The sequence below is a fragment of the Sphingobium sp. RS1 genome (genome assembly GCF_056156825.1).
On the sequence record NZ_JBLZXE010000002.1, the window covers coordinates 1,875,935 to 1,898,282 of the forward strand.

Genomic DNA, 22,348 nt, shown 5'->3' on the forward strand with positions numbered 1-22,348 from the left:
TCCTATTCAGCGGCGAGAGCATAGCCAGCACGCGGCAGTTCCGCCGCCAGCGCCTCGACCATGCGCGTCACGACCGTCTGCATCCGCGCGACCCCCGGCCCCGGCCGATCCAGCATGACATCCAGATAAAGCGCCCGGTCGATCTCCACCTGAAGCGCGTGAATAGCCTGTTCCGGCCGGCCATGCCGATCGACCATATGATCGCCGGCATAGGGATGATTTTGCGCGACGATAAGGCCATGCCCGGTCGCAACGTCGGCCGCCAGCGTCATCAACCGGGTCGAAGCGCTACGTCCGAACCGGTCACCCAGCACCATGTTCGGGGCCGGCTGGCCGGCGGCGGGTGGCGCCAGCGGCGGCATGGAATGGAGGTCGAGCAGGATCGCATGACCGTGCGCCTGCCGCGCGGCGACCAGCATGTCTGCCAGTCGGGCATGATAGGGCCGGTGCAGCTTCTCGATCCGGCGGCACGCTTCTGCCCAGCGCATCGGCCCGCGCCACAAGTCATGCGCGCCAGGCAGGCGGCGCGGAAAAAGGCCGAGGCCGCCGCGCAGCTTGGCGCTGCTCTGCAAAGTGGCATCGCGCGGCAGGTCGGCAATCATGCCGGGATCGATCTCGCGCTCATGCCGGTTCAGGTCGATCATGGCGCGTGGCGTGCGGGCGACGAGGACCGAAAAACCGCGCGCGATCAGCGGGTGGGCAAGGAGGTCGACCCAGCGATCCTCCAGCCGGCGCAAGATGGGCGGCTGGACGCGGGCCGCGGCGAGCAGATCCTCATCATAGGCCCGCCCGGCATGGGGAACCGACAGGATGATCGGTCGGTCAGGCAGAGCCGGACCATAAAGGTCGAAAGCTGTCTCGCTAAGGGTCGGGCAACACGGCGCGGGATGATCCAATGCGGCTCCTTTCACCGGCCCGCCAAAAAAGGTTACCCGGCTGGCAAATATTTAAACCTTGTCGCATATAAGCGGGCTTCGCGCCACCCTGTCGGATCGGCGCCAAGCGCCGTGGGACGGCCGTATTGGAATGTTGGGGGCAATGATTCGCATTTTATTGGCCGAAGATGACGAAAGCATGCGGGTCTATCTGGCCCGTGCGCTGGAACGGTCAGGCTATGAGGTCATATCGGTAGCGACCGGGCGGGATGCCGTGCCGCATATCGAATCGGACCGGTTCGACCTCTTGTTGACCGACATCGTCATGCCCGAAATGGACGGGATCGAACTGGCGCAGCATGCCGCATCGGTCGCACCCGACATGCGGATCATGTTCATCACCGGCTTCGCCGCGGTCACGCTGAAGGCTGGCAAGGCGGTGCCGCAGGCCAAGGTACTGTCCAAACCCTTCCACCTGCGCGACCTGGTACTGGAGGTCGAACGCATGTTCGGCAGCGAGAGCGTGCCGGCATCGACCGACACGCCCTGATTTGCCGGGAAACGATGCCTGGCTTTAGTCGGGCACGACTTCCTGCATGTCGGGCGTCGGGTCGAGCGGAACACCGGCCATGGCGGCACTGAACCGTTCGCGGTCCAGCCCCTTTTCCCATACCGATACCACCACCGTCGCCACGGCATTGCCGACGAAGTTGGTCAGCGCGCGCACCTCGCTCATGAAGCGATCGACGCCCAGAATCAGGGTCATTCCCGCCACCGGCACCGACGGGACGATCGACAGCGTCGCCGCCAGGGTTATGAAACCCGCCCCGGTCACGCCCGCCGCTCCCTTGGACGAAATCATCGCCACCAGCAGCAGCAAGATCTGTTGCTCCAGGCTCAGATGCACATTGCATGCCTGGGCGATGAACAGCGCCGCCAGCGTCATGTAGATATTAGTGCCGTCGAGGTTGAAGCTGTAGCCGGTCGGCACGACCAGTCCGACCACCGACTTGCGGCAACCGGCACGCTCCATCTTCTCGATCAGGCTGGGCAGCGCTGCTTCGGACGAGGATGTGCCCAGGACGAGCAGCAGTTCCGCCTTCAGATAGCGGATCAGATGAAGGATGTTGAAGCCCACCGCCCAGGCGACCGTGCCCAGCACTACCAGCACGAACAGCAAGGAGGTCAGGTAGAAGGTCGCGACCAGCCCGGCCAGATTGGCAAGGGTGCCGACGCCATATTCGGCAATGGTGAAGGCCATGGCGCCAAAGGCCCCGATCGGCGCCGCCTTCATCAGGATCGACACCAGTTTGAACACCGCATGGCTGGCCGCTTCGAGCACGGTCATCAGCGGTTGCGCCTTGTCCCCGATCAGGGTCAGCGCGATCCCGAAGAGGATGGCGACGAACAGAACCTGGAGGATATTGCCGTCCGCTACGGCGGACACCATGGTCGAGGGGATGATGCTCATCAGAAAGCCCGTGAGCGTCCGCTCATGCGCCTGATGGGCGTAATCCGCGACTTTGCCAGCATCAAGCGTCGCGGGATCGATGTTGAGGCCCGCGCCCGGCTGAATGAGATTGGCGACGATCAACCCGACAACCAGCGCCAGCGTGGAAAAGGTCAGAAAATAGGCGAAAGCCTTGGCCGCCACCCGGCCGATCGCGCCCAGTTCCTTCATGCCGGCAATGCCGGTGACGATGGTCAGGAAGATAACCGGGGCAATCACCATCTTCACCAGCTTGATGAAGGCTTCGCCCAGCGGCTTCAGTTGCTGGCCGGCATCGGGCCAGACATGGCCGATCAGTACGCCCAGCGCGATCGCGGCCAGAACCTGAACATAAAGCTGGCGGTAGAAAGGCAGCCGTGGCGACGCCTGAACCGGCGAAGTTGGCGATGGCAGCATGATGGTCGGCGTCCCCCTGTTTGCCTCGCAGCATATGGGCGGCCCCTGCCCTGTCCAGAAGAATATCGACCTGTTTCAATTTCCTGCTTGCGCGAGTCACAGACCCTCGTTATTGGCCCCCTCCACGGCGGGCGTGTAGCTCAGTGGTAGAGCACTGTGTTGACATCGCAGGGGTCGCAAGTTCAATCCTTGCCACGCCCACCATGACAAAGCCCGTCGCTTCTTTCGAAGCGGCGGGCTTTCTCTTTTCTGGCCTTACCAGCCCCCCGATCAGCGCGAGGCGACCTTGCCCTCGCCCAATTTCCGGCACGCTTCGCGCTTGGCCGACAGGGCGCGCTCGACCTTCGCCCAGGCGACGATGTCGGCGGCGGTAATGGTTTCGTCATCGAAGGACCGGACGGGAAGAGAAAGCAGGACGGACATGGGCAGGATCAACTCAAGAGACAAACACGGGCTCGACTATAAGCCTTGCGGATGTCACGGGGGTGACCCGAACATTACAGACTGGCAATGCGAAGGATCGGAGCGGACATGGCGATAGCGTGCGAAATGATCGGCGGGCAGCGACTGCTGTTCGTGATGGCGGTGGAGGCGGAATATGGCCCGCACCTGCGCGCACGCTTCAGGCCGTTGCTGACCGGCGTCGGCCCCGTCGAAGCAGCGTTGGCGACCGGTATGGCGCTGCAGGAACTGGAGCGCCAGCAAGCACTGCCCGATCTGGTCGTTTGCCTGGGATCGGCCGGATCGCGCCGTTGCCCGCTCGGCGAGATTTTCCAGATCGCCAGCGTGTCATGGCGCGACATGGACGCCTCACGCCTGGGCTTTACCAAGGGCGTCACGCCGTTGACCGATCATCCGGTCGATGTGCCGCTGGTGACGCCGCTCGCCCTGCCAGCAGTAAGGCTGTCGACCGGCGCCAATGTCGTGGGGGGCGAGGACTATGCCGCAATCGACGCGGACATGGTGGATATGGAGACATTCGCGGTGGCGCGGGCCTGCGAGCGGTTCGGCGTGCCACTGACGGGGCTAAGGGGCGTATCGGATGGACCGGGTGAACTCGATCATATCCATGGCTGGATGGAGTTACTGGGCCTGATCGACGAGCGGCTGGCAAAGGTGGTAGACATGCTTCCTGATGCGCTGGGGCGCACGACCGCCTGAACCGTCAGCAGCCACCGGCCATGGGGGCCTTTCGAGGCCAGGATAGCTGATAGGTGACCAGAAAACCGTCATGATCCGACAGTTCGGGACCGCTGGGCCCGCCGTCGAACATCGCCTCGACGCGAATCGGGCGGACGGACACCGTCTCTCCCGGCCAGAAAAATTGCAGATCCTGCGTGTCCATCCAGGGTTCATCACCATCCCAGGACATGCGCACGTCGCAGCCCGATGCGGGATCGGCGCAGACGCGATGGACCAGATTGAGCGACTGGTAGCGCGAAAAATTTTCCCAGCGCGATTCGGAGTGGCGCATGTTGAAGTCGCCGCCGAAGATCAGCGGATAGGCGTCCTCATGGCTGCGATCGATGAAGGCCGAGGCTTCGAGCGACTGGCGATCATGCGCGGCAAGATTGCGATGCGCGGGTGCACGGGAAGCGCCGCGACTGTTCATATGAGTGTCGTATATGTCGATCGGCGTCGGTACGCCGGGGATGGCGATGCGCGCCAGCATGATCCCCTTGTTGGCGAGGCAATCGATCCCCGCGCAGGAGCGGCGGCCATAGGCATGCATATCGACATGGACGATGGGATAGCGCGAGGCGATGGCAAGGCCGCTGCCGGTCAGATGCAGGCCGACTTCGCCACGCTTGATGTGAGAGCGACCGGGCAGCGATTCCTTCGTCACGCCCTGCGCACGAGTGGTCCGGCGCGGGCCGGTGACGATAGCGGGATAGCCGGTGGCGGCGATCGCCTGCTTGGCCGCGCCGCTGAACATTTCCTGGAACAGGATGATATCGGGCGCTCGCCCCTCCGCGCGCATGGCCGCCAGCCGTTCGCCGATGGCACGCAGGGACGAGGCGCGGCCCGATCGCGCGGGCCAGCCCAGACCCTCGATATTATAGGTGAGGACCGTCAGGGTCGTGGTGACACGCTCCCTGTCAGGCGCGGCGAGGATGGGCGGCGTTGCCTCCGCGCAACTCAGGGCGTGGCGTGGAAGCGGCGTGGCACAACCGGTCGTCAGCAGGGCCAACGCCAGCGCCGCCCTCTGCATGCCGCTCATCCATCGCTGTAGCGCTGCCATGGGCCTCGCCCGGCCTATTCGCCCTCGAAGGCAATCAGCGCCTGAGACGCTACGCCGTCGGCCTCCAATGCCGCCTTGCCACCAAGGTCAGGCAGGTCGACCGCGAACAGCGCCATGAGCACGCTGGCGCCCTGTTCACGCAACAGTTGCGCCGCGGCGAGCGCCGTCCCGCCGGTCGCAATCAGATCGTCTACCAAGATCACGCGGGCGCCCTGCGGCACCTGCCCTTCATGCAGTTCCAGCCGGTCGGTGCCATATTCCAGAACATAGTCGATACCCACGACCTTGCCGGGCAGCTTGCCCTTCTTGCGCACCGGCACGAAGCCCTTGCCAAGCGCATGGGCAAGTGCCGCGCCGAGGATGAAGCCGCGCGCCTCGATTCCGACGATCAGGTCGGCGTCCAGCGGTCGGGCGACAGTGACCAGCCGGTCGACCAGTTCGGCAAAGCCGGGGCCGTCAGCCAGCAATGTCGTCACGTCACGGAACATGATGCCCGGCTTGGGGAAGTCGGGAATGGTGCGGATCAGGGCCGTCAGGCTGTCGATGCTCATGCCGCCTCCATAGAGAAAGGGCGCGGCCCCCTCAAGGAACCGCGCCCTGTCATTTTGTCCCAGACCTCAGATCGTCAGGCAGCGGCCTTTTTCTTGTCCGCCCAGATATTCTGATAGGACATATAGGCCAGGCCCGTGGCGATCAGCAGGAAGATGATCGCCGCCAGACCCGCGCGATGGCGGTTTTCCAGCTTGGGTTCGGCAGTCCAGGTCAGGAAGGCCGCTACGTCCTGCGCCATCTGGTCCACGGTCGCCTTGGTGCCGTCGCCATAGGTTACCTGACCTTCGGCCGACAGCGGCGGCGCCATGGCGAGGTTCAGGTTGGCGAAATAGGGGTTGTAGTGCAGCCCCTCCGGCGTCTTGGCGTCCGGGAAATGCTTGAGCAGTTCAGCCGGCTGTTCCTGGAACCCCGTCAGCAGCGAATAGACATAGGCGCTGCCATGGTGGCGGGCCTTGGTCATCAGCGACAAATCCGGCGGGATCGCATTGTTGTTCGCCGCCGCCGCCGCGACATTGTTCGCGAAGGGCTTGGGGAAGTGATCGGCCGGGACCGGATCGCGGGTCGAGGCTTCGCCGGTGGCGGGATCGACCGACGGCGTCTTGATCGCCCATTGCTTCGCGATCGCCTTCACTTCGGCTTCGTTATAGCCGAGCGCCTCGAGATCGCGGAAAGCGACGAACTTCAGGCTGTGGCAGGCCGAGCAGACTTCCTTGAACACCTGGAAGCCGCGCTGGAGCTGCTGCTTGTCATATTTGCCGAAAGGCCCGTCGAACGAGAAGGCGACGTGCTTGGGGGCCAGATGGAATTCATGCTCCACCGTGGCTGCCGGCGGCTCCGTCACGTAGGAATAGGCCCCTACGAGGAAGGAGATGAACAGCCAGCCGGCAAAGAAGAGGCCGACGAGAAATGCGCCGATGCGAACCATATCTGTCTACCCCCTTATTCGGCCGGAACCGCGGCGGATTCGCCGTCGGACTTGCCATATTTCGCCAGCACGGATTCGGTGATCGAACCGGGCAGTGGCAGCGGCTTTTCAAAGCGCGCGATCAGCGGAAGGATGATGAGGAAGTGGGCGAAATAATAAGCCGCCGCGATCTGCGAGATCATCACGAAGGGCTCCGCCGCCGGCGCACCACCGCAATAGCCCAGCACGGCCACGTCCGCGAGCAGGATCCACCAGAACTTCCGGAACATCGGGCGATAACGGCCCGACCGCACCGGCGAGGTATCCAGCCAGGGCAGGAAGAACAGCAGCAGGATCGATGCGAACATCGCCAGCACGCCCAACAGCTTCGCGGGGACGAAGAAGAAGTCCACGGTGAAGGCGCGCAGGATCGCGTAGAAGGGCCAGAAATACCATTCCGGCACGATATGCGCGGGGGTCGAAAGCGGGTTCGCCTCGATATAATTGTCCGGGTGGCCCAGGAAGTTGGGCGCGAAGAACAGCAGGATCGAGAAGGCGATCAGGAAGACGCCAGCGCCGAAGCCATCCTTGGCGGTGTAATAGGGATGGAACGGCACCGTATCCTGCGGCCCCTTCACTTCCACGCCGGTCGGGTTCGAGGAACCCGGAATGTGGAGCGCCCAGATGTGCAGGATGATGACGCCGGCAATCACGAAGGGCAGCAGGAAGTGCAGCGAGAAGAAGCGGTTCAGCGAGGCATTGCCGGGGGCAAAGCCGCCCAGCAGCCATGTCTGGATCGGCTCACCCACGACCGGGATCGCACCGAACAAGCCGGTGATCACCTTCGCGCCCCAGTAGGACATCTGCCCCCAGGGGAGAACATAGCCCATGAAGGCGGTCGCCATCATGAGGAGGAAGATGACGAGGCCGAGCAGCCACACCATTTCGCGGGGCGCCTTGTAGGAACCGAAATAAAGGCCGCGGAAGATGTGGAGATAGACCACGATGAAGAAGAAGCTGGCGCCGTTCGCATGGGCGTAGCGCATCAGCCAGCCCGCATTCACGTCGCGCATCGTCTGTTCGACGGTGCCGAAGGCGACCAGGTCATTGGCGCCATAATGCATCGCCATGATGACGCCGGTGACGATCTGGATCACCAGCGCGAGGCCGGCGAGGACACCGAAGTTCCAGAAATAGTTCAGGTTGCGCGGGACCGGATAGCCGGCACCAACCGCATTGTAGACGAGACGCGGCAGCGGCAGCTTCTCATCGACCCACTGCATCACAGGATGCTTGGGGGTATATTGCTCAGCCCAAGGAAAGCTCATGTCGGTCCCCCTCAACCCACGAGAATGGCAGTGTCGGAAGTGAAGCTATACTTCGGCACTTCCAGGTTCTTGGGGGCGGGCCCCTTACGAATACGGGCGGCGGTGTCGTAGGACGAACCGTGGCAGGGGCAGAAATAGCCGCCAAACTCACCACGATTTTCGCCTTCGCCTGCACCGAGCGGGACGCAGCCCAGATGGGTGCAGACGCCCATCGTCACCAGCCACTGCTTCTTGCCGTCGACGGTCCGCTCTTCCAGCGTCTGCGGGTCGCGCAGCGTGGAGGGGTCCACCTTGTCGGCTTCGGCAATTTCCTTGGGCGTCAGCTGGCGCACGAACAGCGGCTGACTACGGAAAGTGGTCTTGATCGCCTGGCCCGGCTGGATCGCCGAAAGATCGACTTCGGTCGACGCGAGCGCCAGCACGTCTGCGCTGGGGTTCATCTGGTCGACGAGCGGGAGGACCACGGCGACCGCGCCGACCCCGGCGAAGCTGACCGCAGCGATGTTGATGAAATCCCGGCGGCGTACGCCATCTTCGCCGGATGGACCCGTACCGTCTATCTGTTCAACGCTCGCCATGCACCTCTACCCTTGCAAGACTTCCCTGTCACACCGGAATGCCGTTACCGGCGCTGATTATCAAGGGTTTTGGGCACTCGACCAAGGGTCGACCCGCCTCCCCCCGGCGTGGTTCGACGGGCGTGATAACCGCACTGCGCCCGCTTTGCCAGTCGCAATATCACCTAGTCTGTTGCAAATGCTCTCGATCGACTATGGCGCAGCCCATGCGTATCGCCCTTTACCAACCCGAGATTGCGGGCAATGTCGGCGCCATATTGCGCCTGGCCGCCTGTTTTCAGGTGCCAGTCGACATCATCATGCCCACAGGCTTTGCCTTTTCCGACACTCGCCTGAAGCGCGCGGCGATGGATTATGGGGAATCGGCCGATGTCACCCGCCATGCCAATTTCGCGGCCTTCGACGCGGAGCGGCGTGCCCAGGGGCGCCGCCTGCTGCTGATGAGTGCCCATGCCTCGCAGAAATTGCCGGAGGTGCGGTTTCAGGCCGACGACGTGCTGCTGATGGGATCGGAAAGCGCCGGCGTGCCGACCGATGTGCGCGATCTGGCCGATATACGCATCCGTATTCCGATGGCGCCGGGCTTTCGATCCTTGAACATCGCCGTTTCCACGGGCATCGCCGTCGCCGAAGCCCTCCGCCAGACCGGAAAGTTCCCCGAATGACCGTCAGCAATCCGATCCCGACCGTGCCTTTCGCCCTCGACACCCGGCAGCAGGCGGCGCGTAGCTGGTTCGAATCGCTGCGGGACCGGATTTGCGCCGAGTTCGAGGCGATCGAGCGGGAAGCGGGCAGTGATGCGCGCTTCGATTTCACTGCATGGGATCGCGAAGCCGAGGGTCAGTCTCCCGGCGAAGGTGGCGGCGGCGTGCGCGGCGTGATGAAGGGCAGGGTCTTCGAGAAGGTCGGCGTCAATATATCGACGGTGGGCGGCGAGTTCGCCCCCGGCTTTGCCCAGACCATCCATGGCGCAGCCGATAATCCCGCCTTCTTCGCCACCGGCATCAGCCTGGTCGCCCATATGGCCAATCCGCATGTGCCGGCCGTCCATATGAATACCCGCTATCTGGTGACCACGAAGAGCTGGTTCGGCGGCGGCGCAGATCTCAACCCTCCCTTGCCGCGCGCAGAGGATACGGCCTATTTTCACGAAGTGCTGAAGGCCGCCTGCGACGCCCATGACCCGAATCATTATCCGCGCTTCAAGACATGGGCGGACGAATATTTCTTCATCCCGCACCGCAATGTACATCGCGGCGTGGGCGGCATCTTCTACGATCATCTCGAATGTGCCGATGACGCAGCCTTCGACGCGCATTTCGCCTTCACCCGCGCAGTGGGCGACGCTTTCCTGAACGCCTTCCCGCCGATCGTGCGGCGGCGCATGCACGAATCATGGAGCGATGAGGCGTATCGCACCATGTTGGAATGGCGCGGGCGTTATGCCGAGTTCAATCTCGTTCATGATCGCGGCACATTGTTCGGCCTCAAGACCGGCGGCAATATCGACGCGATCCTGATGAGCCTGCCGCCAATGGCGAGTTGGAACTGATGCCCTTCATTCCGGTCGAACCCGGCATGGTGGCGACGGTCGTCACCCATCTGGAGATGCTGGAGCGACCGAAACCGGCCCCCGTACCGCCCGCACCTTTGCGGCTGATGCCGTGGAGACAGCCGGACCTGAACGCCTATCGCACCCTGTTCCGACGGGTTGGCGCGCCCTGGCTATGGTTTTCACGACTGGTGATGGCGGATTGCGACCTGGCAGCGATCCTGCATGACCCGGCGGTCGAGGTCTATGCGGTTACCGACCCGCGCGGGACTGAGGTCGGCCTGCTGGAACTGGATTTCCGGTCCCTGCCCAATTGTGAGCTGAGCTTCTTCGGGCTGGTGCCTGAACTGAACGGCAAGGGGTTGGGCCGATGGCTGATGGCGCAGGCCAAATCGCTTGCCTGGCGCAAGGGGGTGGAGCGTTTCTGGGTCCACACCTGCACGCTCGACAGCCCGGCAGCGCTGGGTTTTTACGTCCGGTCGGGCTTTACCCCCTATGGGCGGGAGATCGAAACCTTCGTTGACCCCCGGCTGGCCGGCATATTGCCGCGCGAGGCAGCCCCTCACATACCGTTGCTGGACGCTGGGTAGCCGCTCAACGAAAGACTTCGCCGACATCCTGCGGCTGTGCTTGGCGATAGAGCCGCGCCAGCATGACCAGCATGTAGACCTGCACGATGCTCGACACCGCGGCACCGGCGAGGCCACCGGCCAGCCGCGCACCATCCGGGCCGCCAACCAGCCCGCCCAGCGAACCGAGTATGACCTGCGCCGCCGACCCGGCGATGGTGGACAGCAGCATGACGATGATGAGAAATCCGAACAGCCGCCAGAAATAGCCCCGCGTCAACGCCCAGGCGTGCCGGAGCGAATCCATCACGCCCAGACGCGTGTCAATCACCACCGGATTGAGCAGAACCAGCCGGATGCTGGCAAAGAAGATGAGGCCAGCCGCCCCAAATCCGACCAGCAGGCCGGTGGCGGCCGCCAATTGTTTCGACGCCAGAGAAAAGACGACGCCGACCAGCGCCGCGGCAACGAATATGCCCGCCACGATGCCAACCACCACCAGCGCCGTCCCGATCAGAACCGGCAGGCGCGCAAAACTCAGTCTCAATGCCTCGCCCACGCTGATGCCGGGGCGCAGCGCCAGCGCGAACAGGGCAAGCGACCCAAACCAGATGAGAATGATGGTCAGCAGCATCGCCAGACCGAAGCCCGGCGGCATGGCCGGAATCGTGTCGGCCTTGGGCTCGGCAAACCAGGCCTGCAATTCAGGCGGCATCATTTCCTGGAGGATGAGGCCGGGCAGTGCCACGAACAGCAATGCCACCGGGAAGAGCAAGGTCGCCTCGCGCGCGACGAAGGCCACCGCCTCCTCCCACGCCTTGCCGATCGACATTGTCGCCATATCTATGCTGCCTGCCCTGTGATGCCTGAATGCGTGATGCTGAAAATGCGGCGCGAGACTTGATCGCTCGGCCAGCCCAAGTCAAGGAAGCGCCCCATGTCCGATGTTTCTTCCGATCTTCCGCCGCCCCTCCCCACCCCTGTCGAATGGCGGGTCGATCCTTGTCTGGTCGATTATCCGGGTGCGCTGGCGGAAATGGAGGCGCGCGCGGCCGCGATTTACGAAGGCGGCGCGCAGGAACGGGTATGGCTGCTGGAACATCCGCCGCTCTACACCGCCGGGACCAGCGCCGATCCGGCCGAACTGCTGGACCCGCGTTTTCCGGTGCATGATGCAGGGCGCGGCGGCCGCTATACCTATCACGGCCCGGGGCAGCGGATCGGCTATCTCAACATCGACCTGCGCGAACGGGGCAAGGATGTCCGGAACTTCGTGCATCATCTGGAAGGATGGATGATCGCAGCGCTCGGCGACCTCGGCATCGCGGCGCGCCGGGCAGAAGGACGGATCGGCATCTGGACCGACGATCCTGAAGGGCGGGAAGCGAAGATCGGCGCGCTGGGCATCCGGGTGCGGCGCTGGGTCACGCTGCACGGCTTTTCGATCAACGTCGATCCCGACCTGTCGCATTTCGGGGGCATCGTGCCGTGCGGCATCAGCGAATATCCCGTCACCAGCATCGCCGCCCTCAACGGCAATGCCTCGATGGCAGCGCTGGATGTAGCGCTCCAGGGCCATTTTCCGGCTTTTCTGGCCAACCTCAAGCGCTGTGGCACGGGGGTTGAGGAATGTGACATAGGCCGTTAGGTTTGCCGCTTTCGCCGGGCGGGGGAATTGCCGGGCACCCATCGTTTAAGGAGACCCGGATGCGTTTTGGCGCAAAGACGTTCTTTACCCTGACCCTGATCGCAGCGACCCTGCCGCTGGCAGCCTGCGGCAGCAAGGACGAAGGCGGCAACAAGGTCCAGATGAAGGACATGGAAGTGGTCGATGGCACCGCGACCGACGCCATGACCGACCTGGACGGCGTACAAAGCGAAGGTACCGCCGTGTCCCTGCCCGACAACAACAGCGCAGCCAACAGTAGCGCCCCGACGAAGCCTGAGCCGGAAAAGGCCCCGGCAGAGGAAGCTGAAGTCCTGTCCGACCAGTAAGGCTGGCGCGATCCGTCCGGGCTGATAGAAGGGACTGGACAGAGGGGGCGTCGGCTGCGGCGCTCTTCCAGAGAGGCAGGACATAATGACTTCGCGTTTCCCGATGCGCCGTGCGCTGGCCGGTTTGGCCCTGGCGATCACACCCATGATGGCGCAGCCGGCATCGGCCCAATTTTTCTGGACGCCGCCCGACATGAGCGCGCCGCCGCTAACCGATGCGGCGGCAGCCACGGCACTCGGGCTGCCCGGCGCCACCCCGGCGGAAATCAAGGCGGGCCTCGCCTGGAACCTGCGGGCGGCGCTCAACGTCGCAGCGCTGCAATGCCAGTTTGAGCCGACCCTGCTGTCGACCAGCAACTATAACGCCATGATCGCGCATCATGATGCCGAACTAGACGTGGCGCAGGCGGCGCTGCTGGGATATTTCCAGCGCACCGTGGGCAAGGGCAGGGCCGGCCAGTCCGCATCCGACATGTATAATACCCGCATCTATTCCGGCTATTCCACCGTACAGGCCCAGAAGGGATTTTGTCAGGCCACTGCGGAGGTCGGGCGTCAGGCCATTTTCGCCGACCGCGGCACCCTCAACGAAGTCGGGCGCACCGGTCTGGGGGCGATCAAGAAGTCGCTCGTCGCGGTGGGCGAACAATTTTATGGCACGCCAGGTTATGACTATGTCGTCACCCTGCCATCCTTCGAACCCAAATGCTGGAAGAAGGGCGTGCTGTTGCCGGTCTGCCATCAGGCATGGAATGACAAGACCGGCGTGAAGCCCTGATTCCTTTCAGCGCAGGCCCAGATATTTATGGGCCTGCACCGTCAGCCGCCAGTGCGGCCGGTCCATGACCAGCGCGACGGCTGCGCGGGCATTGTCGGCTGCGTGGGAGTCGTCCAGCGGTTGCAGCAAATGATGGTCGAACGCCCATGCTTCCATGGCCGCGACCTCTGACAGATCATGGCCGCCATCAGGCTGCGGCCAGACCAGCTTCAACTCATTGCCGGACCGCTGCACTATGTCGCTGCCCGCCTTGGGGCTGATGCAGACCCAGTCGATGCCGGGATGCGCGGCTATGGTCCCGTTGCTCTCGATCGCGATGGTGAAACCGCGCGCATGCAGTGCGTCGACCAGCGCATCATCGACCTGAAGCATCGGCTCCCCGCCGGTCAGCACGATATAATGACCTGCGACACCCTCACCCCAGAAAGCGAGCGCAGCATCGGCCAGCGCGTCGGCATCCGCAAACTTGCCGCCGCCAAGCCCGTCCGTCCCGACGAAATCGGTATCGCAAAAGCGGCAGACAGCATCGCGCCTGTCCTGCTCCCGACCGCTCCACAGGTTGCAGCCTGCAAAGCGGAGGAAGACCGCGCGTCGCCCTGCCTGCACCCCTTCCCCCTGCAGGGTCAGGAACATTTCCTTGACCGCATAAGCCATCGTCGTCCGCCTTTCAGGGCCGCGCAGCGTAGATGGTGGGATCGGGCAGGCCGGCTTCCTGATACCCCTTCGATCGCAGGCGACAACTGTCGCACAGGCCGCAATGCTTGTTGTCGGGCGTGGGGTCGTAGCAGGACCAGCTGAGGCCGGCGTCCAGACCCAGACGATACGCCTCGCGGGCGATGTCCGCCTTGCTCATATATTGAAGCGGGGTCTGGATACGGATCGGATGGCCTTCCACCCCGGCCTTGGTCGCCAGCGTGGCCATCTTCTGAAACGCCTCGATGAACTCCGGCCGGCAGTCGGGGTAGCCCGAATAGTCGAGGGCATTGACGCCGATGAAAATGTCGCTGGCGCCGGCCACTTCGGCGAGGCCCAGCGTCAGAGACAGGAAGATGGTGTTGCGGGCCGGTACATAGGTGACCGGAATCTCTTCCCCGACGCCGCCCTTAGGCACGGCGATATCGGCGGTGAGCGCCGATCCGCCAAAGGCGGTCAGGTCCAGCGGCAGGACGATGTGACGGATGGCATTGAGCGATTCGGCGATGCGCGCAGCGGCGCGCAGTTCGACGCGATGACGCTGATTATAGTCGATCGACAGCGCGAAGATGCGATAGCCGGCTTCACGCGCGAGCCCACCCGCGACCATGGAATCGAGCCCGCCCGAGAGCAGGACGACAGCGAATTTTCCTTCATTGGCAACCATGGCCCCGCGCTACGCCTCGTTGCGTCGCAGTGCAAGCATGAGGCGACCGGCACCTGCCATCATGAACAGGCGCCGATCCGACGGCCTTCAGCCGCAAAGGCGAAGGGCGCGCCATCGGCCACGCCCTGCGAGCGAATCTGTATCAGTCGCGTGGTTTCGACGCGCAGGTCGGTGCGGCCATTGCCCGCCGCCGCGCAGTCGTAGGTTACCGTAACCGAATGAGCACTGTCGCTGACGGTAAAGCTGCGGCACAATGTCCGGCCATGCTGCACCTGGAGCAACTGGCGCAGGTCGCTGACACAGAGCTTGCGCGTCTCTGCCCCCTCGCCGCGACCGCGCAATTCCCATTCGCCGGTTTCAAGACCCTGAAGCGCCTGGGGCGCGGGCAGGCCAGCCGTCGCCGCCCCAGCGCCGGCCCATGATGCGGTCGCCGCCGCCATAGTCATCGCAAGCACGCCGAGTGCGTGCCATTCCGCCCTCTTCATGATTCCGCCCGATCCCGTTATTAGCTTCCAAGCCGTTCGCAGCGCTCATCGCCATCTGCGCCATGCCGTCCAATTGCGGCATTTTCATAGCGCGCGCGACGGAAACTGCCCCAATTACAAATATCGTTAGCGAAACGATTGCCTTCAATGGGTGGCGAAGCTGTCCAGCGCCAGCGGAAACAGGCGCGAGCAGAATGCGCAATCCACGCCGATAATGCCCTTCTCATCCGCCATTTCCGCCCGTTCGCTGGCGGGAAAACGGCCGATCACATCGCGAATATGGCCAAGGTCGCAGCGGCAGCCCTTGGCGAGCGGCAAGGTTTCGGACACACGCACCTCGTCCTCCTCATGGAAGAGGCGCCAGAGAATGTCGGTCAGCGGCAACGCATCGTCGGTCAGTTCCTCCGCCTTCAGCGTCTGGGCCAGCGCCTGCACATGTTCCCATTCCGGATGGTCGTGGCGCACATGCAGCCGCTCGCGCCCGACCTCTCCTTCCGGCAAATGCTGGAGCAGCAGGCCGGCGGCGATGCAGCCCTCACCGGCATCATGGCGCGTGTCAATCTGGATGATGCTGGGAATCTGTTCGGACTGGAAGAAATAATGTTCGGCCGCCTGCGCCAGCGACTGCCCCTCCAGCGGGACGATCCCCTGATAGCGCTCACCCGATACGGCCTGATCGAAGGTGATGGCGAGATAGCCCTTGCCGAACAGGCCGAACAGGGTCGGGTCCGCGCCCTGCTCCGCCAGCCGATCCGCATCGAACTTCACATAGCCGCGCAGGTCGCCATCCTTGTAGTCGGCGACCAGCAGGCTGACGACGCCATTTTCGGTCTGCGCCTGAAGCGTCAGCTGACCATTGGCCTGCTTCAACGTACTGCCCAGCAGTGCCGCCAGCACCAGTGCAGAGGCCAGAAGACGCTCAATCGCGGGCGGATAGGCGTGAGCGGCAAGCACCTGGTCGAGCACAGGCCCCAGTCGCACAAGGCGGCCGCGCGCATGGCGCGACGGGATAGTGAAACCAAGGGCCTGGTCGATATGGGGACTGGTCACGATATTTCCTTCTGCTCCCTCCGCCCCGAAAGCCGCGAGGGCCCGCCCTTCGCTCCCCAGCGCAGGACGGGCCCCGACGATTTCGAGGGCGAACGGGAAATTTCGCCCGAATATAGGGTCCGCTTACAGCTTTCCAAGCGCCCAGAGCAGGACCGACTTCTGGGCATGAATGCGGTTTTCCGCTTCGTCCCAGATCAGCGACTGCGGGCCGTCGATCACAGCTTCCGTCACTTCCTCGCCGCGATGGGCCGGCAGGCAGTGGAGGAATTTCGCGTCCGCCTTCGCGCCGGACATGAGGTCCGCCGTTACCTGATAGGGCATCATCGCCGCCAGTTTGGCGTCGGCATGCGCCTGACCCATGGATATCCAGGTGTCGGTCACGACCACGTCGGCACCCGCCACGGCCTGCGCCGCATCGCGGGTCAGGGTAATGATCGATCCAGCCGCACGGGCCGCATCAGCGAAGGTCGGATCGGGGTCATAGCCCTCGGGAATGCCCATGCGCACGTCGAACTTGAGCAGACCGGCCGCCTCCACGATCGAGTGGAGGACATTGTTGCCGTCGCCAAGCCAGGCCCATTGGCTACCGGGCAGCGCCAGCCCATGTTCGACCACGGTCAGCAGATCGGCGACGATCTGGCACGGATGGGACAGGTCCGTCAGACCGTTGATGACCGGGACGGTGGCATATTCAGCCATTTCCTCGATCTTGGCATGGTCATCGGTGCGGATCATGATGACATCGCACATGCGGCTGAGCACGCGCGCCGTGTCGGCGATGGTTTCACCACGGCCAATCTGGCTGGTCGCCCCCTCCAGAATCAGCGATGTGCCGCCCAACTGGCGGATCGCCATGTCGAAGCTGACACGGGTACGGGTGCTGTTCTTTTCGAAGATCATCGCCAGCGTGTGACCCCCCAGCGGCGCATCGGCATCGACAGCGCCCTTAGGCTTGCCCTGGCGCGCAGCCTTCCGGTCGATGGCGTCGGCGATCATCGCGGCAATGGCATCGCCGCCCGCGTCGGTGAGATTCAGGAAATGCTTGGTCATTATACCCCCTTCGCCCACTCCCCGTTCGGTTCGAGCTTGTCGAGAACTGTTCTCGACGACGCTTCTCGACAAGCTCGAAGCTGCTCGGACCGAACGGAAGGGGAAGATTGGTGTCAGGCCGCCTTGGCTTCGGCGAAGGTCCGCGCGCCGGCGGAAATCTTCTCGATGCACTCGGCGATGTGGCTTTCCTCGATGACGAGGGGCGGCAGGATGCGCAGCACATTCTGGCCGGCCGACACGGCCAGCAGGCCATGATGGTCGCGCAGATGGCCAACGAAGGCGCGCGCATCATAGCTGTCCTTCATCTTGACGCCCAGCATCAGGCCCATGCCGCGCACATCCTCGAACATGTCGTCATGATTGGGAATGAGTTGCTCCAGCGCCGAACGCAGGCGTGCGCCCATGGCGGTCACCTTGTCCAGAAAGCCTTCGGCCAGGACTTCTTCCAGCACAGTGATGCCGACCGCCATGGCGAGCGGGTTGCCGCCATAGGTGGAACCATGGGTGCCGAAAACCATGCCCTTGGCCGCTTCTTCGGTGGCAAGGCAGGCGCCGAGCGGAAAACCCGCGCCGATCCCCTTGGCGACGGCCATGACGTCCGGCGTGATGCCATATTGTTCATGGGCGAAAAAGGTACCGGTCCGGGCATAACCGCACTGCACTTCGTCCAGAATCAGCAGCAGGCCATGCTCGTCGCATGCCTTGCGCAGACCGGTCAGGAACGCCTTGGTCGCCGGAGTCACGCCGCCTTCGCCCTGCACCGGCTCCAGCAGGAAGCCGGCGGTGTTGTCGTCGATCGCCGCCAGCGCCGCGTCGAGATCGTTGAAGGGCACGACCTGGAAGCCCGGCAAGAGCGGCTCGAAGCCGTCACGCATCTTGGGCTGGCTGGTCGCCGAAATGGTACCCAGCGTCCGGCCATGGAAGGCGTTGTCGAAGCTGATGATCTTGTGCCGATGCGCTTCGCCGTTGGCGAAATGATAGCGGCGCGCGGTCTTGATCGCGCACTCCACCGCTTCCGCACCGGAATTGGTGAAGAAGACAGTGTCGGCAAAGCTGTTATCGACCAGCTTCTGCGCGAACTGCTCCCCCAGCGGCGATCCGTAGAGGTTGGAAATGTGCATCAGTGTTGCGGCCTGATCGGCGATGGTCTTCACCAGCTTGGGATGACCATGGCCCAGCAGGTTGACGGCAATGCCGCTGGCAAAGTCGAGATAGCGTTCGCCGCGCTCCCCGATCAGATAGCAGCCCTCGCCTCGCACCGGACGAACATCGCACCGGGGGTAAACGGGCATGAGCGGCGTAATCGACATGAGCCTTCCCTTTCTGGGTGATGCTGCGCGTCCTGTGCGCATTGGGTAGAACGCAAAAAGGCGGCCCCCGCCGGGCCGCCCTTCGCGAGCATCGCCTATACAGGCGGCATGTTGGGGGCGCAACCCCGCCCGGACGGGCGCTCGCGCTCTGCCTTAGCGGCCGATCTGGTTCCAGGCTTCGGCGATTTCGGCGATGATGTCACGCGCCTGCTCAACCGGCTCGGCCGAACGGTCTTTCGCACCAACGAGAAGCAGGCGGCGGGCTTCGCGATAGATCTGGGCGAGGCCGACGGAAATGTCGCCGCCCTTGTCGAAATCGAGGCTCGATTCGAGCGCGAAAAGGATCGACATGGCGCGTGCCTGCTTGTCCGACACCTTGACGCGATCGCCATTGCGTTCGGCCAGCGCCGCCGCTTCCAGCGCGAGCAGCAACTCGTCGAAAAGGATCTTCACCAATGCGTGCGGCGTGGCGCCCTCGGTACGGCTGCCCGAATGGACCGCTGCGTAACGACGTGCTGCGCTGGCGCCTGCATAACCCTGATTGTAAAACATCGTCTGCTACGTCCCCGATTAATTATTGCTGCTGTTGTTCCAGACCTCGATCTGCTGTTCGAGGTAGCTTTGTGTCGCCTTGAGCGCGGAAAGCCGCGTCTCCATCGCCGCGTAGACCTTGCTCAGATGCTCCTCATAATTGGCCATCTTCTCGTCCAGGTCTTCAAGCTGCTTGGTAAATTCCTCGGCCAGCGCATCGTAGCGCTTCTGCGCCGTCTTGAGCGGACCATCATCCTTCTCGATATTGTCGCGCACTGTGTCCATCAGCGCCGACAGGCCCGGATTGGCGGTGGTCGACACTTTGGGGTTCACCATGTTGGTGACACCTTCCGGATCGGCTTCCATCGCAGCGGCGAGCCGCGTGGTATCGAGGCTGAGTGTGCCGTCGCGATTGGTCGACACGCCGATATCGGCCAGCGTCTTGTAAGTGCCGGTCGACGCCAGCTGGGTCGAGGTGATGGCGGACAGCTGACGCTTCATGTCCCGTACCCCGGCCACCCCGTTCAGCACGCCGGAGCTGGACGAGTCCGCACCGGTCGCCGTGGCGGTGTTCAACGCCTTCATCAACGTATTATAGGCGTCGACAAATTCCTTGAGCAGGTCGGACAGGCCGGCCGTCGGCTGGCTCATCGAAAGGGTCACGCTGGTGCCGGGCGATGCCTTGTTGAGGTCGATCCGCAGATAGGGGATCGCGTCGTCGATGGTGTTGCTGGCATATTCATAGGCGACGCCGTCAAGCGTGATCTGCGCATTTTGCGGCGTGGACGAGCTGGTGAAGCTCATGCCGCCCAATATGCTGCTGCTGTCGTCGGCGCTGGTGGTGATCGTGAAATCATTGTCGGCGCCGGTTTCGCCCTTGAACACGAGGCGCGTGCCCTGCGTGTCGGTAACGACGCGAGCCGTGACGCCGGTGTTGGCGGCATTGATCGCCGAGGCCAGGCCGGCAAAGCTGTTGTTGGTCGAATCGATCGTGATCGTGGTCGCTTCACCGGCCGCATTGGTGATGGTGAAGCTGCCGGTACCGATTGCCGTGCTGCCGGTCGCGCCGCTGCTGGTGGTCGAGGAATAGACGCGGGCCGTCGCGAGTTGCTCGACGGTCAACTGGGCCGGCAGGCCGCTGGGGCTGCCGCCGCTGAGCATCGTGACCGACGCGATGCTGGCATCGTTGGACGAGGCAGTCCCGGTATAATCCGCACCGGACAGAACTTCGCTGAGCGCATCGGCAAAGGTATCGAGCGAGCTGATGGCGGAAGCGAGAGCAGAAATGCGCGAGGTATTCAGCGTTTGCTGATTGGTGATCGCGGTCTGTTTCGGCTCGCGGGTCGCGCTGACCAGGCTGGATACCAATGCGGAGGTATCAATACCCGACCCTGCGTTGAGCGCGGTCAAAATGCTGCTGCCTACCGTGGTCATGCGCTTTCCTTTCAGGGGGATAGAACGGCGGTAGCGGCAAGACCTTTAGGAAAGATTTTCGCGAGAGGCTTGTGCGCGGCACAGACGCCCCTTCCGGCCTGCCATATATGGTAAAAGGCACGATCCGTACGAAACGGATCATGCCTCTTCAAACCGGTGGTGCGGTGAGTATCAGTTGGTGGATGTCGCGATCTGCTCCACGGTGCCGCGCGAAACCTGGGCATGGGCGCCATGCGAATAGGAGGCACGCTCGACGATCCGCTTGGCCAGCACGGCAGCATGTTCGACCGCCTCCTTGCTGGCAGGCGGGAGAGGCACCAGCACCATCGGCCGCGGGATCATCGCCTGGATAGCGCCGGCGGCATCGTCCACACTGCCACCGCCCGATTCCAATCCGGCAAGAATGTCCGCGATCCGCGCATGAACTTCGACATATTCGGCGACACTGGCCAGATCGTCATCGATCGCGACCGTATCGAGCTGAGGTGCAACAGACGGCTGGGCACTTTCGCTTTCGCGCACCGATGCCCGGGCAGAACGACTGGTCGCCACAGACTGCACGGTCTGGACGGGCGACGGCGCACGCGAAACCACACGGTCTACCGGCGGCAGTTCGCTCCTAGATACATAGTCGTTCATGACGCACCACCAGAATGCATCCCCACAAGAGCCATTACGGCCAGTTGCGGTTAAACTTTAATGGATGGCGCAAATATTTTTCACGCAGCCCCAAATAAAGCGCGATGGCGATCGGGACGAGACCTGGTCCCGGCAATCCCGCCATGCCAGCAACCAGCTGAAACAGGGGCAGGAAGAATGCCAATATGGGTGCGATCCGTCCCTCTCCGGCAGCCAGCGCCAGCACCGCCATCGCGGCCAGCGACAACGTATCGTACGACAGCATATAGGGTGTTGCGGACATGGCGCAGGCGAGGAAGAGGAGATTGGCCGACAGATCACCCGCATCCGGGTGATGACGGAAGCGCAGCCAGACAAGCATGGCCGCGAGCAGAGCCAGCGCCATCTGAAGCCCGCTTGCCCATGGCACGGCTACCCCGATCACGCGCAGGTTCATGAACAAAGTCGCCATGAACGGGCCGGCGAGATGATCCGGATCGCTCAGCACCAGCGACTGATTGGCGATCCCCGTCTGGACATAGATGCGCCAGATGTCGACACCCCAGAGCAGGGCGACGAGGGCGACCAGCGTCAGGCTGGAGAGAGCGGCAGCGCCGAAGGCCCGCCAGTTGCGCGTTGCGATGAACAGAAGAGGCAGTAGCAAGGCGAGTTGCGGCTTGACCAGCAACAGGCCGACCAGCGCACCGGCGAGCCAGGGTCGCTCCTCACGCCAGCGCAGGACCGCCAGGATGATGGCGGCGGCAAACAGCGCGAACTGACCGGACATGATGCCGAGCAACGCGGCGGGCGAGGCCAGCAGCAGCGCGACCGGCCGATAGTCACGTATCCATAGCCGGAGCGAGGCAGCGAAGCAGACAGCGCCGCACAGGGTCCACAGTGCCAGCGCCGGTAGATAGGGCATCAGCCCAAACGGTGCAGCCACCAGCATCGCGACTGGTGGATAAGACCAGAGCTGGCCCGGATAGCCCTGCCCTACGATCGGCCCCAACGCCGCGAGATAGGTGGCCATGTCGTAATAGCGTTCGGGACCGACTTCCCAGGCGGCGCGCCCATACATCCAGATGTTGAGGAAGTCGCGCCCCACCACCAGCGAGGTGCCGTCGCGCGGGATGCCCTGACCGGGCGTCAGAGTAAGGAGATAGGCCGGCACGAAGACCAGCAGCAGCAGGCCCGCTCCGCCCCACAATAAGCGCAGCCGGTCGGCCATCGC

27 protein-coding genes and 1 tRNA gene are annotated in these 22,348 nt (G+C 63.5%); 9 read left to right on the plus strand and 19 right to left on the minus strand.

Features of this window, described 5'->3' with window-relative positions; translation table 11 throughout:
• Window positions 1–2: 2 nt before the first annotated feature.
• Complete coding sequence (locus ACNHGR_RS10690) at window positions 3–896, minus strand: N-formylglutamate amidohydrolase (protein ID WP_475285979.1); 894 nt, start codon at window positions 894–896, stop codon at window positions 3–5.
• A 142-nt stretch (window positions 897–1,038) separates the two neighbouring features.
• Between ACNHGR_RS10690 and cpdR the strand changes: the two genes are divergently transcribed.
• Complete coding sequence (gene cpdR / locus ACNHGR_RS10695; protein WP_184267151.1) at window positions 1,039–1,425, plus strand: cell cycle two-component system response regulator CpdR; 387 nt, start codon at window positions 1,039–1,041, stop codon at window positions 1,423–1,425.
• A gap of 24 nt (window positions 1,426–1,449) precedes the next feature.
• On the opposite strand, the gene ACNHGR_RS10700 is transcribed toward cpdR, so the two are convergent.
• On the minus strand, window positions 1,450–2,781 hold the full coding sequence (locus ACNHGR_RS10700; protein WP_475285981.1) for a dicarboxylate/amino acid:cation symporter: 1,332 nt from the start codon (window positions 2,779–2,781) through the stop codon (window positions 1,450–1,452).
• A gap of 129 nt (window positions 2,782–2,910) precedes the next feature.
• Here ACNHGR_RS10700 and ACNHGR_RS10705 point away from each other — a divergent pair.
• Window positions 2,911–2,985 (plus strand) — tRNA-Val (locus ACNHGR_RS10705).
• Window positions 2,986–3,051: 66 nt separating this feature from the next.
• Here ACNHGR_RS10705 and ACNHGR_RS10710 read toward each other — a convergent pair.
• A complete protein-coding gene (locus ACNHGR_RS10710; RefSeq protein ID WP_184267155.1) occupies window positions 3,052–3,204 on the minus strand; it encodes a hypothetical protein in 153 nt (50 codons plus the stop codon).
• Window positions 3,205–3,312: 108 nt separating this feature from the next.
• On the opposite strand from ACNHGR_RS10710, the gene ACNHGR_RS10715 reads away from it, so the two are divergent.
• Window positions 3,313–3,942: a 5'-methylthioadenosine/S-adenosylhomocysteine nucleosidase gene (locus ACNHGR_RS10715; RefSeq protein ID WP_475285983.1), complete on the plus strand. Its 630-nt coding sequence runs from the start codon at window positions 3,313–3,315 to the stop codon at window positions 3,940–3,942.
• 4 nt (window positions 3,943–3,946) lie between these two features.
• Here the strand turns inward: ACNHGR_RS10715 and ACNHGR_RS10720 are convergent, their stop codons facing one another.
• The 5 genes from ACNHGR_RS10720 to petA all read right to left on the minus strand — a co-directional run bounded on the left by ACNHGR_RS10720 (window position 3,947) and on the right by petA (window position 8,385).
• A complete protein-coding gene (locus ACNHGR_RS10720; protein WP_475285985.1) occupies window positions 3,947–4,993 on the minus strand; it encodes an endonuclease/exonuclease/phosphatase family protein in 1,047 nt (348 codons plus the stop codon).
• Window positions 4,994–5,037: 44 nt separating this feature from the next.
• Complete coding sequence (locus tag ACNHGR_RS10725) at window positions 5,038–5,574, minus strand: adenine phosphoribosyltransferase (RefSeq protein WP_184267161.1); 537 nt, start codon at window positions 5,572–5,574, stop codon at window positions 5,038–5,040.
• 74 nt (window positions 5,575–5,648) lie between these two features.
• The gene (locus ACNHGR_RS10730; RefSeq protein WP_184267163.1) at window positions 5,649–6,500 is read right to left on the minus strand and encodes a cytochrome c1; all 852 of its coding nucleotides are present in this window, start codon (window positions 6,498–6,500) and stop codon (window positions 5,649–5,651) included.
• 14 nt (window positions 6,501–6,514) lie between these two features.
• Window positions 6,515–7,807 (minus strand): cytochrome b N-terminal domain-containing protein, encoded by a 1,293-nt coding sequence (locus ACNHGR_RS10735; protein ID WP_184267165.1) that lies wholly within the window; start codon window positions 7,805–7,807, stop codon window positions 6,515–6,517.
• Between the two features lie 11 nt (window positions 7,808–7,818).
• Window positions 7,819–8,385 carry a ubiquinol-cytochrome c reductase iron-sulfur subunit gene (gene petA / locus ACNHGR_RS10740; protein WP_311266801.1) on the minus strand — a complete coding sequence of 189 codons (567 nt, stop codon included), beginning with the start codon at window positions 8,383–8,385 and terminating at the stop codon, window positions 7,819–7,821.
• Between the two features lie 194 nt (window positions 8,386–8,579).
• Here petA and ACNHGR_RS10745 point away from each other — a divergent pair, with 194 nt between their 5' ends.
• The 3 genes from ACNHGR_RS10745 to ACNHGR_RS10755 are packed head-to-tail and all read left to right on the plus strand — an operon-like array spanning window position 8,580 to window position 10,527.
• Window positions 8,580–9,050, plus strand: coding sequence for a tRNA (cytidine(34)-2'-O)-methyltransferase (locus tag ACNHGR_RS10745; protein WP_184267168.1), 471 nt, complete (start codon window positions 8,580–8,582; stop codon window positions 9,048–9,050).
• The gene (gene hemF, locus ACNHGR_RS10750) at window positions 9,047–9,937 is read left to right on the plus strand and encodes an oxygen-dependent coproporphyrinogen oxidase (RefSeq protein ID WP_475285988.1); all 891 of its coding nucleotides are present in this window, start codon (window positions 9,047–9,049) and stop codon (window positions 9,935–9,937) included. The genes ACNHGR_RS10745 and hemF overlap by 4 nt, the downstream gene beginning before the upstream one ends.
• Window positions 9,937–10,527, plus strand: a complete 591-nt coding sequence (locus ACNHGR_RS10755) for a GNAT family N-acetyltransferase (protein ID WP_475285990.1) — start codon at window positions 9,937–9,939, stop codon at window positions 10,525–10,527. The genes hemF and ACNHGR_RS10755 overlap by 1 nt, the downstream gene beginning before the upstream one ends.
• A 4-nt stretch (window positions 10,528–10,531) precedes the next feature.
• On the opposite strand, the gene ACNHGR_RS10760 is transcribed toward ACNHGR_RS10755, so the two are convergent.
• Window positions 10,532–11,347 (minus strand): DUF7847 domain-containing protein, encoded by an 816-nt coding sequence (locus ACNHGR_RS10760; protein ID WP_184267174.1) that lies wholly within the window; start codon window positions 11,345–11,347, stop codon window positions 10,532–10,534.
• Between the two features lie 96 nt (window positions 11,348–11,443).
• On the opposite strand from ACNHGR_RS10760, the gene lipB reads away from it, so the two are divergent.
• The 3 genes from lipB (at window position 11,444) to ACNHGR_RS10775 (ending at window position 13,279) form a co-directional block, all read left to right on the plus strand.
• A complete protein-coding gene (gene lipB / locus ACNHGR_RS10765; protein ID WP_475285991.1) occupies window positions 11,444–12,154 on the plus strand; it encodes a lipoyl(octanoyl) transferase LipB in 711 nt (236 codons plus the stop codon).
• Between the two features lie 59 nt (window positions 12,155–12,213).
• Window positions 12,214–12,501 carry a hypothetical protein gene (locus ACNHGR_RS10770; RefSeq protein WP_184267178.1) on the plus strand — a complete coding sequence of 96 codons (288 nt, stop codon included), beginning with the start codon at window positions 12,214–12,216 and terminating at the stop codon, window positions 12,499–12,501.
• An 85-nt stretch (window positions 12,502–12,586) separates the two neighbouring features.
• Window positions 12,587–13,279, plus strand: coding sequence for a hypothetical protein (locus ACNHGR_RS10775; RefSeq protein ID WP_475285993.1), 693 nt, complete (start codon window positions 12,587–12,589; stop codon window positions 13,277–13,279).
• 6 nt (window positions 13,280–13,285) lie between these two features.
• Here the strand turns inward: ACNHGR_RS10775 and queE are convergent, their stop codons facing one another.
• From queE to ACNHGR_RS10825, 10 genes are all read right to left on the minus strand, one after another.
• Complete coding sequence (gene queE / locus ACNHGR_RS10780; protein ID WP_475285995.1) at window positions 13,286–13,933, minus strand: 7-carboxy-7-deazaguanine synthase; 648 nt, start codon at window positions 13,931–13,933, stop codon at window positions 13,286–13,288.
• 13 nt (window positions 13,934–13,946) lie between these two features.
• Window positions 13,947–14,639, minus strand: coding sequence for a 7-cyano-7-deazaguanine synthase QueC (gene queC / locus ACNHGR_RS10785; protein ID WP_475285996.1), 693 nt, complete (start codon window positions 14,637–14,639; stop codon window positions 13,947–13,949).
• Window positions 14,640–14,698: 59 nt separating this feature from the next.
• Complete coding sequence (locus tag ACNHGR_RS10790; RefSeq protein ID WP_475285997.1) at window positions 14,699–15,124, minus strand: DUF3617 domain-containing protein; 426 nt, start codon at window positions 15,122–15,124, stop codon at window positions 14,699–14,701.
• A 144-nt stretch (window positions 15,125–15,268) separates the two neighbouring features.
• Complete coding sequence (gene hslO / locus ACNHGR_RS10795) at window positions 15,269–16,174, minus strand: Hsp33 family molecular chaperone HslO (protein ID WP_475285999.1); 906 nt, start codon at window positions 16,172–16,174, stop codon at window positions 15,269–15,271.
• Window positions 16,175–16,297: 123 nt separating this feature from the next.
• On the minus strand, window positions 16,298–17,224 hold the full coding sequence (gene argF, locus ACNHGR_RS10800) for an ornithine carbamoyltransferase (protein ID WP_475286001.1): 927 nt from the start codon (window positions 17,222–17,224) through the stop codon (window positions 16,298–16,300).
• Window positions 17,225–17,337: 113 nt separating this feature from the next.
• Window positions 17,338–18,534, minus strand: a complete 1,197-nt coding sequence (locus tag ACNHGR_RS10805; protein WP_475286002.1) for an acetylornithine transaminase — start codon at window positions 18,532–18,534, stop codon at window positions 17,338–17,340.
• 153 nt (window positions 18,535–18,687) lie between these two features.
• On the minus strand, window positions 18,688–19,086 hold the full coding sequence (locus ACNHGR_RS10810; protein ID WP_475286004.1) for a flagellar export chaperone FliS: 399 nt from the start codon (window positions 19,084–19,086) through the stop codon (window positions 18,688–18,690).
• 18 nt (window positions 19,087–19,104) lie between these two features.
• Window positions 19,105–20,499 (minus strand): flagellar filament capping protein FliD, encoded by a 1,395-nt coding sequence (gene fliD, locus ACNHGR_RS10815; RefSeq protein ID WP_475286006.1) that lies wholly within the window; start codon window positions 20,497–20,499, stop codon window positions 19,105–19,107.
• Between the two features lie 171 nt (window positions 20,500–20,670).
• Window positions 20,671–21,138, minus strand: coding sequence for a hypothetical protein (locus tag ACNHGR_RS10820; RefSeq protein WP_475286008.1), 468 nt, complete (start codon window positions 21,136–21,138; stop codon window positions 20,671–20,673).
• 34 nt (window positions 21,139–21,172) lie between these two features.
• Window positions 21,173–22,345, minus strand: a complete 1,173-nt coding sequence (locus ACNHGR_RS10825) for a glycosyltransferase family 87 protein (protein WP_475286010.1) — start codon at window positions 22,343–22,345, stop codon at window positions 21,173–21,175.
• Window positions 22,346–22,348 lie beyond the last annotated feature (3 nt).